Annotated in this window: 11 protein-coding genes; 3 read left to right on the top strand and 8 right to left on the bottom strand. The window is 59.3% G+C overall.

Translation table 11 applies throughout. The annotated features are described in order from the left end of the window. The first annotated feature begins 6 nt into the window (after positions 1-6). Positions 7-1,518, top strand: coding sequence for a tripartite tricarboxylate transporter permease (locus ACOTZF_RS19560; RefSeq protein ID WP_013098090.1), 1,512 nt, complete (start codon positions 7-9; stop codon positions 1,516-1,518). Here ACOTZF_RS19560 and menE read toward each other — a convergent pair whose 3' ends face one another. From menE to ACOTZF_RS19600, 8 genes are all read right to left on the bottom strand, one after another. Next, entirely contained in the window at positions 1,519-2,880 is a 1,362-nt protein-coding gene (menE, locus tag ACOTZF_RS19565; protein WP_058651757.1) for an o-succinylbenzoate--CoA ligase, read from the bottom strand. Further along, positions 2,877-3,842 carry an o-succinylbenzoate synthase gene (gene menC, locus ACOTZF_RS19570; protein WP_129252149.1) on the bottom strand — a complete coding sequence of 322 codons (966 nt, stop codon included), beginning with the start codon at positions 3,840-3,842 and terminating at the stop codon, positions 2,877-2,879. Before menC ends, menE begins: the two co-directional genes overlap by 4 nt. Beyond that, positions 3,842-4,699, bottom strand: a complete 858-nt coding sequence (gene menB, locus ACOTZF_RS19575) for a 1,4-dihydroxy-2-naphthoyl-CoA synthase (RefSeq protein ID WP_013098093.1) — start codon at positions 4,697-4,699, stop codon at positions 3,842-3,844. Before menB ends, menC begins: the two co-directional genes overlap by 1 nt. Beyond that, a complete protein-coding gene (gene menH / locus ACOTZF_RS19580) occupies positions 4,696-5,472 on the bottom strand; it encodes a 2-succinyl-6-hydroxy-2,4-cyclohexadiene-1-carboxylate synthase (RefSeq protein WP_129252147.1) in 777 nt (258 codons plus the stop codon). The genes menB and menH overlap by 4 nt, the downstream gene beginning before the upstream one ends. Then, entirely contained in the window at positions 5,469-7,139 is a 1,671-nt protein-coding gene (gene menD / locus ACOTZF_RS19585) for a 2-succinyl-5-enolpyruvyl-6-hydroxy-3-cyclohexene-1-carboxylic-acid synthase (protein WP_129252145.1), read from the bottom strand. Before menD ends, menH begins: the two co-directional genes overlap by 4 nt. An 88-nt stretch (positions 7,140-7,227) precedes the next feature. Continuing rightward, positions 7,228-8,523: an isochorismate synthase MenF gene (gene menF / locus ACOTZF_RS19590; RefSeq protein WP_129252143.1), complete on the bottom strand. Its 1,296-nt coding sequence runs from the start codon at positions 8,521-8,523 to the stop codon at positions 7,228-7,230. A gap of 95 nt (positions 8,524-8,618) precedes the next feature. Then, the gene (gene elaB / locus ACOTZF_RS19595; RefSeq protein ID WP_028028061.1) at positions 8,619-8,924 is read right to left on the bottom strand and encodes a stress response protein ElaB; all 306 of its coding nucleotides are present in this window, start codon (positions 8,922-8,924) and stop codon (positions 8,619-8,621) included. A 53-nt stretch (positions 8,925-8,977) separates the two neighbouring features. Beyond that, positions 8,978-9,439: a GNAT family N-acetyltransferase gene (locus tag ACOTZF_RS19600; RefSeq protein WP_038983959.1), complete on the bottom strand. Its 462-nt coding sequence runs from the start codon at positions 9,437-9,439 to the stop codon at positions 8,978-8,980. 70 nt (positions 9,440-9,509) lie between these two features. On the opposite strand from ACOTZF_RS19600, the gene rbn reads away from it, so the two are divergent. Further along, on the top strand, positions 9,510-10,427 hold the full coding sequence (gene rbn / locus ACOTZF_RS19605) for a ribonuclease BN (protein ID WP_100168257.1): 918 nt from the start codon (positions 9,510-9,512) through the stop codon (positions 10,425-10,427). A 64-nt stretch (positions 10,428-10,491) separates the two neighbouring features. Next, entirely contained in the window at positions 10,492-11,496 is a 1,005-nt protein-coding gene (locus tag ACOTZF_RS19610; protein ID WP_013098100.1) for a chemotaxis protein, read from the top strand. Positions 11,497-11,621: the final 125 nt, after the last annotated feature.

Below are 11,621 nucleotides of genomic sequence, written 5' to 3' on the forward strand. Positions count from 1 at the left end.
CACGCTATGGATACCTGGATTTACCTCTCACAGGGGTTCGCTGTGGCGATGACCCCGGAAAACCTGGTGATCGCCCTGATCGGCTGCTTCGTCGGGACGATCGTCGGTCTGTTGCCTGGGCTTGGGCCCATCAACGGGGTCGCTATTTTGCTCCCGCTGGCGTTTGCCCTGCATCTGCCTGCGGAATCAGCGCTGATCCTGCTGGCGACGGTCTACATCGGCTGTGAATATGGCGGCCGAATCTCGTCAATACTGCTCAACGTGCCCGGGGATGCGGCGGCCATTATGACCGCGCTGGATGGTTACCCGATGGCGCGGCAGGGGCGCGGCGGCGTGGCGCTGTCTATTTCCGCCGTCAGTTCGTTCTTTGGCTCGCTGATTGCCATTGGCGGCATCATTCTGTTTGCGCCTGCGCTGGCCCAATGGTCGCTGGCGTTTGGCCCAGCAGAATATTTTGCCCTGATGGTCTTCGCCATTGCCTGTCTCGGCAGCATGATGGCACAAAACCCACTGAAATCGTTTTTGTCTGCGCTGATTGGCTTAGGGTTAGCCACCGTCGGCGTGGATGCCAACACCGGGGTCTATCGCTTTACCTTCGACAGCGTTCACCTGTCCGACGGCGTGCAGTTTATCGTGGTCGTGATTGGTCTGTTCTCTGTCTCTGAGATCTTACTGATGCTGGAACATACCAGCAGCGGGCAGACGCTGGTGCGTAAAACTGGCCGGATGCTCTTTAACGCCAAAGAGGGGGTGCAGTGTATCGGTACCACGCTGCGTTCAGCGGTCATTGGCTTCTTTGTCGGCATTCTGCCGGGCGCCGGGGCGACCATCGCCAGCGCCATCACCTACATGACGGAGAAAAAACTCAGCGGCAACAGCGACAGCTTTGGTAAAGGCGATATTCGCGGCGTCGCCGCACCCGAGGCGGCCAACAATGCCTCGGCCTGTGGCTCGTTTATTCCCATGCTGACGCTCGGCGTGCCCGGCTCCGGTACCACGGCGGTGATGATGGGGGCGCTGACGCTCTATAACATCACGCCAGGACCGGCGATGTTCACCGAACAGCCGGATATCGTCTGGGGGCTGATTGCGGCACTGCTGATTGCCAACGTAATGTTGCTGGTCATGAACATCCCGCTGATTGGCCTGTTCACCCGTATGCTGACCATTCCGCTGTGGTTCCTGGTACCCGCAATCGCGGCCGTCTCGGCGGTGGGGGTGTATGCGGTACACAGCACCACCTTCGACCTGATTCTGATGGTGGTGCTGGGGGTGTTCGGCTACATCTTGCGTAAAATGCACTTCCCGATGTCGCCGTTGATTCTGGGCTTTGTGCTGGGTGAGATGCTGGAGCAGAACCTGCGCCGCGCCCTGTCCATCAGCAATGGCGATGTCGCCATTCTGTGGGACAGCAATGTGGCGAAGATCCTGCTGGTGCTGGCTATTGTGGTGGTGGTCGTGCCGCCGGTGCTGCGCCTGCTGCGTCGTCAGCGTAAGCCGCAGCCCGATGTCGGCTAATTAACCTGACAGCTGGGCATTCACCCACTGTTTTAACGCCTGGCGGGAGATCTTAATCCCGCCATTTTTTAACTCCGCAGGCAGTACCAGCCAGTGCACGGGCTGCTCAAATCGCGCCAGTTTGCCCTGTACCCATTCCGGCAAGCGGGTAATATCCGTTCCCGGTTCACACTCCACCACCGCTACCGGACGCTGACCAAATTCGGCATCATTCAGCGGAACAATGAAGACCTGGCTGATGTGCGGATGGGTCGCGATAATCCGCTCAAGACTCTCCGGCTGAATGCCCTCGCCTCCGCTGAAAAAGAGGTTATCCATCCGACCGAGGATCGTCAGGCGACCGTCATGCAGTTCGCCGCGATCGCGGGTGGCAAACCAGCCCTCTGAATTCGTGAGCGGCAGCAACGCGCCGTCGCGCCAGTAGCCTGAGGCCATGCTTTGCGCCTTGATCCACACTTCACCGTTAACGACCTGCACCTCCCTGCCCGGCAATGCGCTGCCCACGTCCGGCTCACCGTCAGCCTCTTTCGCGCAGACGGTAGAGGCAAACTCCGTCAGGCCATAGCCACAAAACGTAGAAATACCCTGCGCGCGCGCCTGTTGCGTCAACTCAACGGGGATGGCGGCCCCGCCCAGCAGTACCGCTTTCAGCGCGATCCGCTGGTGGGTATTGAGCAGACGCCAGAGCTGGGTTGGCACCAGCGAGGCATGCGTACACCCCTGCAAGGCCTGCTCCAGCGGCTGCTTCTCGCGTACGGTTAAGCGCGCGCCAGCCTGCAGCCAGCGCCATAAGATCCCCTGCCCGGAGACATGAAACAGCGGCAGCGAAAGCAGCCAGTCGTCATCCTCGCCGTAGGGCATCAGCGCGAGGACGCCCTCAGCGCTGGCAAGATGCGCCCCGCAGGTATGAACGGCCGCTTTCGGCAGCCCGGTGGAGCCGGAGGTGAGCGTCATCGAGGCCAGCCGCTCAGGCTGCCATGCCACGCGGTATTCGCCGGACGGAGCATGCATGCTAAGCGCGGCGAGCCCGTCATAGTGACCGTCCAGCACCAGCGCAAAACGCAGCGTCATCTGCGGAAGTAATACCTCCAGCAGGGGATGCGGGAGCTGGGGATTAACCGGAAGAATTCGCGCGCCGCACTGGAGCAGCGCCAGCCATGCCAGCAGGGTCTGCGGGTGATTATGGGCGAGCAGCAGCACGCCGTCACCCGCCTCCACACCCTGCTGATGAAACCCTGCAGCCAGATTGTCGATGCGGGTGCAGAGCTGTTGCCAGCTCAGCACCTCGTCGTTGAGACGCAGAGCCGGTGTATCAGCACGCTGCTCGCGCCAGTGCCGCCACGGCCAGTCGCTAAAACTCATTGCAACGGCTCCAGCGCCTCAACGCCCGCGCACGGCAGCGCGCTCCCCGGCCACGGGCGAATGAGCTGGGTTTGCATCAGGTTTAACGTATCCAGCCCCGGGATGGTGTCGGGCGTTAACCAGGCGGCAATGCGCGCCAGCTGCGTCAGCCCAAGGCTGGATTCGATGGAGGAGCTGATCACCGCCGTCAGCCCTGCCTCATGCGCTGCCGCCACCTGTTCGCGCACCTTCGCCAGACTGCCCGTTAGCGTCGGTTTTATGACCACGGCGCTGACGCCAGGCTCGGCGCTAAAGGCAAAGTCCGCCTCGCGCAGGCTTTCATCCCAGGCGATGGCAATGCCGGTTTCTCGGGCAAAAGCGCGTGAATCCTCACGGGTTTTGCACGGCTCTTCCAGAAAAGCGATGCGGCTGCGGTACGCCGGGTTGACGTACTTCGCGAACTGCTGCGCCTTAAGCGGCGTCCAGGCGCGGTTGGCATCCAGACGCAGGCGGAGATCGGGGATCGCCTCCAGCAAGAGGTTAGCGACCATGCCGTCGCGTACCGCTTCGTAAAGACCGACTTTGATTTTCGCCACTTTCTCGCCGGGCATTGCGCTGAGCAAGGCAAACAGCTCGTCCGGATCGCCCGTGCAGAGCGGCGCGGCACGGTAATCGGCCTCATCAGGGAGGCTGCCGTCGAGCTCCGCGAGCGCGCAGCTGATGCCAAACGCGGCGGAAGGGAGATCGGGCAGCGGCGGATTCAGGCCTGTACGCCATTCATCTACCCATACCATCAGCGCAGCCTGCGCCTCCTCCAGCGACTCCAGGCTAAAGCCCGGCAGAGGCGAAATCTCGCCCCAGCCCTGCCCTTCGCCCTGCTGCAGTTGCACGAAGAAGCCATCACGGGTTTTTAACCGCCGTTCACGCAGCACCACGCCCGCGTCCATCGGTATCTGCCAGCGGTATACCTGCGCGCGACGCATTACGGGTTCCGTTTGTATTTACTGAAGTCTGGCTGGCGTTTTTCGTTAAACGCGTTGCGCCCTTCCTGACCCTCTTCGGTCATGTAGAACAGCATGGTGGCGTTACCCGCCAGCTCCTGCAGACCCGCCTGACCGTCACAGTCAGCGTTCAGGGCCGCTTTCAGGCAGCGCAGCGCCATTGGGCTGTTCTGCAGCATTTCGCGACACCAGCGAACGGTCTCTTTTTCGAGATCGGCAATCGGCACCACGGTGTTAACCAGGCCCATATCCAGCGCTTCCTGGGCGTTATACTGACGGCACAGGAACCAGATTTCGCGGGCTTTTTTCTGACCGACAATGCGCGCCATGTAAGAAGCCCCCCAGCCGCCGTCAAAAGAGCCGACTTTCGGGCCCGTCTGACCGAAGATGGCGTTCTCTGCGGCAATGGTCAGATCGCACATCATGTGCAGCACGTGGCCGCCGCCGATGGAGTAGCCTGCCACCATGGCCACCACGGGTTTTGGGCAGGTACGGATTTGACGCTGGAAATCAAGCACGTTCAGGTGATGGGTACCCGCATCGTCCTGGTATCCGCCGTAGTCACCGCGTACTTTCTGATCGCCACCGGAGCAGAACGCTTTTTCGCCTTCCCCGGTCAGGACGATAACGCCGATGTTGTCGTCATAGCGCGCATCCGCCAGGGCCTGAATCATCTCTTTTACGGTCAGGGGACGGAAGGCGTTACGCACCTGCGGACGATTAATGGTGATTTTGGCGATACCGTCAGCCGATTTGTGGTAACGAATGTCGGTGTAACCTTCGGAGCAGTCTTGCCATTCAACCGGTGCATAGAGCATGTTTTCATCAGGATAGATCATAGAGTGTCCTTTATTCGACGACGCAGTATCTGAGCCAGACTCGCGCTAACCGCCCCGGGATTTTCCCGGTGGGCGTTGTGTCCGGCGTTTGGAATGACATGGCGAACAGCGTTCAGTTCAGCGGCCAGGGCCGCGAACTTCTCGTCACGTTCGCCATAGAGATAATTAAAAGGGAAATTTCGCTCGCTGAGTGCGGCACGCAGGTCTGGTTGCACGGCGAGCGAGGTTGCCTCAAGCATCATCGCCAGGTTTGTGCCCGCGTTGCGACAGCGCAGGGCGATGAGCGCCCTGCGCTGGCTGTCCGTCAGGGAGGCAAAGACAGGCTGTTGATACCAGTCGGCAAAGACGTTTGAGAGGGGCTGCGTGCGAAAACGCTGCGCCCACAGATGGTCGGATGCTGCTCGTGCCTCTCGTGCTGCGACCCCCTTCAGGCCCGGATGTCCGCCTTCCACGATGATGCCGCAAAGCCCCGCAGGATCCTGGCAGGCATGAAACATCGCAATGCGGCCGCCAAGGGAGTACCCCACCAGCCAGTAGTTAAGTATGTTGTAACTAACAAGGGTTCGATTAAGCACGTCACTCATCTCGTCGAACCCCGTGACGGCAATACTGGCGGACCGGCCATGCCCCGGCAGGTCGAGATAAAGCCGGGGATAATCGCTGAGCGCCTCGCCGACCGTCTGCCACTCGCGGCAATCGCCAGAAAATCCATGCAAAAAGACCAGCCAGGGGTAACCTGGCTTACCGGCCTGTTGCGCGCCTGTGAGGATCACAGGTGGCTCACCTGCGCCAGCAGACTTTGCAGCTTCTGCGCACCGTCAGCCTCGTTGACGACCAGTTCAATCAGCGTTGCACCGGGCTGTCGCCAGGCGCTGCTCAGGGCTGCATCCAGCGCTTCCCAGTTTTCCGGGCGGTGGTATTTCAGGTTAAACATCGCTGCGGCATGTTCAAACTGCACGTTCTGCGGCATAAGGTAGAAGCGCTCGCGTTCGCTCTGCGGTGTCGGCAGCAAGGAGAAGATCTGCCCGCCGTTATTGTTGACCACAATCAGCACAAACGGCGCCGACACCTGCCGCAGCAGCGCCAGCGCATTGAGATCGTACAGCGCTGAAAGATCGCCCACGATCGCCAGCGTGGATTTCGCGCTGGCTCGCTGCACACCCGCCGCCGTGGAGATCAGCCCGTCAATGCCGCTGGCTCCCCGGTTACTGTAGACCGGATAGCCCGCAGGCAGTTTTGAGAACGCATCAATCAGACGCACCACCAGGCTGTTGCCGACAAACAGTTGCCCCTGCTCCGGCAGATACCGGTAAATACGGTGCGCCAGCTCCGCTTCACCAAATTCTTCGCATTGTGCTTCGGTCAACTCCCACGCCTGACGCGACAGCGCCGGGATCTCAACGGCCCACGGGGCGCGCTTTTCCGCCGGGTGGAGCGCCAGCCAGGTGTCAATGTCGCTCACCAGACGACGACCGCGATGGTGCGCCGGATCGAGCCGCCCTTCCAGCGGATCCACCAGCCAGTACTCTTCCGGGCTACAGGTTGCCTGCCACTGCAGTAACCGTTTGCCGGTCAGGCTTGCGCCCAGCTGAACCACAATCTGCGCCTGCGCCAGTTCAGTCACCGCTTTCGCATTCCCGAGCCAGAGATCGGCACACGGCAGCGGCTGTCCGGTCTGGGACAGCACGTCGCCAATCAGCGGCCAGCCAAGGGTGTGTGCCCATTCGGCCACCTGCCTGCCTTCGGCGGCGCTCATGCGCCCGGCAATAACCACGCCGCGTTTTTGTCGCCAGAAAAACCAGTCACGTTGCTTTGCGCTCTCAAGGTGTGTCTGCTCGCGCAGCCACGGCTTTTCGCTCTCCCACCAGTCCCCAAGCTGCTGCTGCCAGGCAAGACCGGTGTCGTCCATTTCGCCGTACAACGGCTCGGCAAACGGACAGTTAATATGTAACGCCCCGCTGCGCAACGTCTCCATGGCATGATCGACGGTCGAGACCAGCCAGCTTGCGGGAATGTCCTGCGTGGGTCGGGGTAACGAAACCGTCTGCGAAGGATGCGAGGCAAAGAGGCCCGGCTGACGAATAGCCTGGTTCGCTCCGCAGTCAATAAGCTCGGGCGGGCGATCGGCCGTCAGCAGAACCAGTTTCTCACCGGTCAGCCCGGCTTCGATAAGGGCCGGATAGAGGTTTGCCACGGCAGTACCGGAGGTGACGATCACCGCCACCGGTTCCTTGCTGACCTTTGCCAGCCCCAGAGCCAGGTGGCCCAGGCCGCGCTCGTCAAAATGGGTGTGGTGAATAAATGCCCGGTTCTCTGCTGCCGCCAGCGTCAGCGGTGTGGAGCGTGAGCCCGGCGCAATACACACATGCCTGACGCCATGGCGAGTCAGGGCTTCAAGGATCACCGTCGCCCAGCGTCGGTTAAAAGAACTTACTGACATGAGATTGTCCGGTATCAAGAATGCGACACAGTATAAATAATAGAAAAAAATAGAATTTTGATATGAATCGGGATTGCGCGAATCAGTACTAATCCTTCAGGAGCAGAGAGCGCAAGCCTGCGGCTTTATTTTCGATCTCCTGCCACTCCTGTTCCGGATCGGAACCGCTGACGATCCCCGCCCCGGCGTAAAGACGGACGGTGGCGTCATGGACGCGCGCCGAGCGCAGGGCCACGCAGAACTCGCTTTGTTCTGGCGACAGATATCCGGCGGATCCGGCATACCACTCCCGGTCGAAAGGTTCAACGCGGTGTATGAATTCGCGTGCTGGCTGGCGCGGTAACCCGGCAACCGCAGCCGTCGGCTGCAGCACATGCAGACATTGCTCATCATCCGCATGCTTGAGCTCGGTCCAGATGCAGCGGCGAAGATGCTGCACTTTGCGCAGCACCATAACCTGCGCTGGCAGGACTTCCAGCGTCCGGGTATGGTGCTGCAGCCGCTGGCAGATATCCTCTACCACCAGCATGTTTTCACGCTGGTTTTTATCATCGTTCATCAGCCAGTCGCCCAGAAGGCGGGCCTGCTTGTCATCGGGATGGCTGGCGACGGTACCGGCCAGCGCTTCGGTACGCAGCAGGTTGCCGCGCCGCCGCCACAGCCGTTCAGGTGTGGAGCCAAGAAACGCGTTGCTGGCATCGAAAACCATGCAGAAATGATAGCAGTTGAGATTCAGGGCACGGCTGGCCGCCATCAGCGCCACGGCATTCACCGGCTGACTGAACTGCAGATCGGTTGCCCGGGCGAGCACCACCTTTTCGACCTCGCCGCGCGCGATGGTCTCTGTCGCCTGGCGGATAAGGCGTAGCCATTCCGGTTTTTGCGGCTGATGGGTCTCCTGCACTACCTGGGCTGAGAGCGGGCGGATTGGTCGGGCATCGCGAAGCTGCTGTAAGAACGCCAGCGCCGCATCGGCATCTTCCTGAAGGGAACGGTCACTCCACAGCTGCAGACGCAACGTGGCGGTCCCGGCAGAACGTCGCCACAGCAGGCGGGGTAAAAAGAGACTGCCCTGCTCCGGGGTGAAGGCATTCAGGCCGCAGATCCGCATGTCGTTCGCTACAGGCTGTTGCTGTAAAAACTGCGAAGCCTGAGCCAGGGAGGAAAAATGGATGACGGCGCCCAGCGCAGCCAGCTCTTCATCACCGTTACGCTGCTGCCAGTAAAACTGGGGAAAGAGGCACTGAGCACCAAGCCAGGCGAGAGGGTCGAAAGCGTCGTTTAACGGGAAAGAGACGTCAACGTGACGTAAGCCGGGTGTAGCGGGTAACGCTTGCGCAAGCTGAGTACGCAGACGTTCCAGCGCGTTGGAAATCGAATGCACGCGAACCTCTCCCTGTAAAAACGCTTAGTATACGGGGTACCATCAGAAATATCAGTACCCACGTATAGGGAGGGGTTAAGCGTCCGATTCAGGGGTTAACGACGGGCCAGAAGCAGCCCCAGCACCAGCCCCACCGCCGCTCCGACACCAATGCCTTGCCACGGTTTTTCATGGACGTAATCATCGGCGCGATACACCGCTTTTTTTGCGCGGTAGTAGTAATTGTCGGACGCATGGCTGACGCGGGTTTTGACGTCATGTAGCGCCTGTTCGGCACGTGCCTTGAGTTCGATATATTTCTGATCGGCAGGGTCGCCGGACGAACGTAACACCTCTTCCAGCGTTTCGCTCAGTAACGTCAGGTCGTCATCGACACGGGTATCCCAGGATTGAAATGACATATTTTTCTCCATGTTAGTACACCAGTCCGCTAACTATAGCCAACGACCTGCCATTACGCCTGTTTCACTTCCCGCGCCATACCGATATGAGGAATGCCGTCTTCGTCGTACACGTCCGTGACCGGCATAAAGCCAAAGTGGCCGTAGAAAGACTGAAGGTGCGCCTGTGCGCCAAGGTATAACGCCTTGTCTGGCCACTGTTTTTGGCATGCCTCCAGCGTTTTTTCCATCAGCTGATAGCCCAGTTTTTCACCGCGCGCCTTGCCGCTAATAATGACGCGACCAATAACGACAGGCTCAAAATCGTCCTCGCTTTTCAGAATCCTCGCATACGCCACCAGCTCGTTATCCCTCCAGCCGAGAATATGACGGTTCTCGCCCACCAGATCATCACCATCGATGTCCTGATACGGGCAGGTTTGTTCCACAACAAACACTTCGCAGCGCAGTTTGAGCAGGGCGTACAGTGTCTGAACGGTGAGTTCACTATGGTGTAAATCTTGCCACTGGATCATGTCGGTCTCCTTCCTGGGTTCATCACGTTATACTAAACCCTCCCCCATTCGGCAAAGGGCTGATTGCGTTATGGAACTGATTTTTCTGGGTACGTCCGCTGGCGTGCCAACACGCACACGAAACGTGACCGCGATCCTGCTGGATCTGCAGCACCCAACCCGTGGCGGACTGTGGCTGTTTGACTGTGGCGAAGGAACGCAGCATCAGCTGTTACACACCGCTTATCATCCCGGTAAGCTGGATAAGATCTTTATCACGCATCTGCATGGCGATCACCTGTTTGGCCTGCCGGGCCTGCTGTGCAGCCGTTCGATGGCGGGTAATGCCAACCCGCTGACGATTTACGGACCGGCGGGTACTGGTGAGTTTGTTGAAACCACGCTGCGCCTGAGCGGGTCGTGGACAGATTATCCGCTGGAGGTGATTGAGATAACCGAGGGGCTGGTTTTGGATGACGGGGACTATACCGTCACCGCCCGGCCGCTCAACCATCCGGTTGAGTGCTATGGCTACCGCATCGAAGCGCATGATAAGCCCGGCGCGCTCGACGCCGCTGCGCTGATTGCCGATGGTGTGAAGCCCGGACCGCTTTTTCAGCGCCTGAAACAGGGCGAAACCGTCACGCTTGAGGACGGCCGCACGATTAATGGCCAGGACTATCTCGCCCCACCGCAGCCAGGGAAAAAACTGGCGATTTTTGGCGATACCGCGCCCTGCCCTGCGGCCCTGCAACTGGCGCGAGAGGTGGATGTGATGGTGCACGAAGCCACGCTTGAAACGGCGATGGAAGAGAAAGCCAACAGCCGGGGTCACAGCTCAACACGTCAGGCGGCGGCGCTTGCCCGTGAAGCGAACGTCGGAAGATTGATTGTCACCCATGTCAGCTCGCGCTATGACGCCCACGGCTGTGAAAAACTGCTGGCAGAGTGCCGCGACGTGTTCCCGGCATGTGAGCTGGCCAACGATTTCACTCAGGTCAGCGTTTAGTCCTTCATTTTTCTCTCAGGATGCCGATAACGATTAAAAGGGCAGCATTTCACTTGAGGGTAGAATGGATAATTTCCAGAAAGATATTGATGACAGGGCAAATCTCACCCTGTCGAATCGTTTTGAGCTGTTGCTGTTCCGTCTGGGCACGTCTCTGAATGAAAATAAATCCGAGCTGTTTGGCATTAACGTCTTTAAGCTGCGTGAAATTGTGCCGATGCCGGAGTTCACCAAACCCGCAGGGATGAAGTCCCCGCTGATGGGGATGGTGAATATCCGCGATCAGGTGATCCCGGTGATCGACCTGGCCGCCGTGGCGGGCTGTAAGCCGACGACGGGGCTCAACATCCTGCTGATCACCGAATATGCCCGCAGCGTGCAGGCGTTTGCGGTGGAATCGGTTGAGAACATCATGCGCCTCGACTGGAAGCAGGTTCACGCGGCGGAAACCGCCGTCAGCGGACGTTACATCACCAGTATCGCCTGTCTGGACGAAAAGACCGATACCAACGAGCTGGCGATGGTGCTGGACGTTGAGCAGATCCTGTATGACATCACGCCGGCCAACCACGATCTGCACGCCACGAATCTGCAGACCACTAAGTTCCACATCAAGCCTGGCGCTGTGGCGATTGTAGCGGAAGATTCCAAAGTCGCGCGCTCCATGCTGGAGAAGGGATTACAGGCTATGGAGATCCCGGCGCAACTGCATATCACCGGTAAAGACGCATGGGAGAAAATTGGCGTGCTGGCCGCGCAGGCGCAGGCTGAAGGGGTGCCGATCACCGATAAAATTGCCCTGGTGCTGACCGACCTCGAAATGCCAGAGATGGACGGTTTCACGCTGACGCGCAAAATCAAAACCGACCCGCTGCTGAAAGATATTCCTGTTGTGATCCACTCTTCGCTTTCGGGCAACGCCAACGAAGATCATATTCGTAAAGTGAAGGCCGATGGCTACGTGGCGAAGTTTGAGTTGAACGAGCTGTCGTCGGTGATTGAAGAGGTGCTGGACCGTTCGATGAAGAAGATTGACGGGCCGTTGATTAGCAGGAAACAGCTGGCTTAAGTCTGGTGCGGGCTGGAGCCCTCACCCCGTCCCTCTCCCACAGGGCTGAGGGATCCCCAGTAATATGGTCATGCCACCATGACCATATTACTGTACTCTTTTCCCAGCTTTTTCATCTCGTTAAC

The organism is Enterobacter cloacae complex sp. SHL021 (genome assembly GCF_049237765.1).
GTDB classification, from domain to species: domain Bacteria; phylum Pseudomonadota; class Gammaproteobacteria; order Enterobacterales; family Enterobacteriaceae; genus Enterobacter; species Enterobacter cloacae.

Bases quoted from the DNA above. Each gene is read 5' to 3' on its own strand.
- menB (WP_013098093.1), bottom strand. From the start codon at position 4,699: ATGATCTATCCTGATGAAAACATGCTCTATGCACCGGTTGAATGGCAA.
- menD (WP_129252145.1), bottom strand. From the start codon at position 7,139: ATGTCAGTAAGTTCTTTTAACCGACGCTGGGCGACGGTGATCCTTGAA.
- ACOTZF_RS19600 (WP_038983959.1), bottom strand. From the start codon at position 9,439: ATGATCCAGTGGCAAGATTTACACCATAGTGAACTCACCGTTCAGACA.
- menE (WP_058651757.1), bottom strand. From the start codon at position 2,880: ATGAGTTTTAGCGACTGGCCGTGGCGGCACTGGCGCGAGCAGCGTGCT.
- elaB (WP_028028061.1), bottom strand. From the start codon at position 8,924: ATGTCATTTCAATCCTGGGATACCCGTGTCGATGACGACCTGACGTTA.
- menC (WP_129252149.1), bottom strand. From the start codon at position 3,842: ATGCGTCGCGCGCAGGTATACCGCTGGCAGATACCGATGGACGCGGGC.
- rbn (WP_100168257.1), top strand. From the start codon at position 9,510: ATGGAACTGATTTTTCTGGGTACGTCCGCTGGCGTGCCAACACGCACA.
- ACOTZF_RS19560 (WP_013098090.1), top strand. From the start codon at position 7: ATGGATACCTGGATTTACCTCTCACAGGGGTTCGCTGTGGCGATGACC.
- ACOTZF_RS19610 (WP_013098100.1), top strand. From the start codon at position 10,492: ATGGATAATTTCCAGAAAGATATTGATGACAGGGCAAATCTCACCCTG.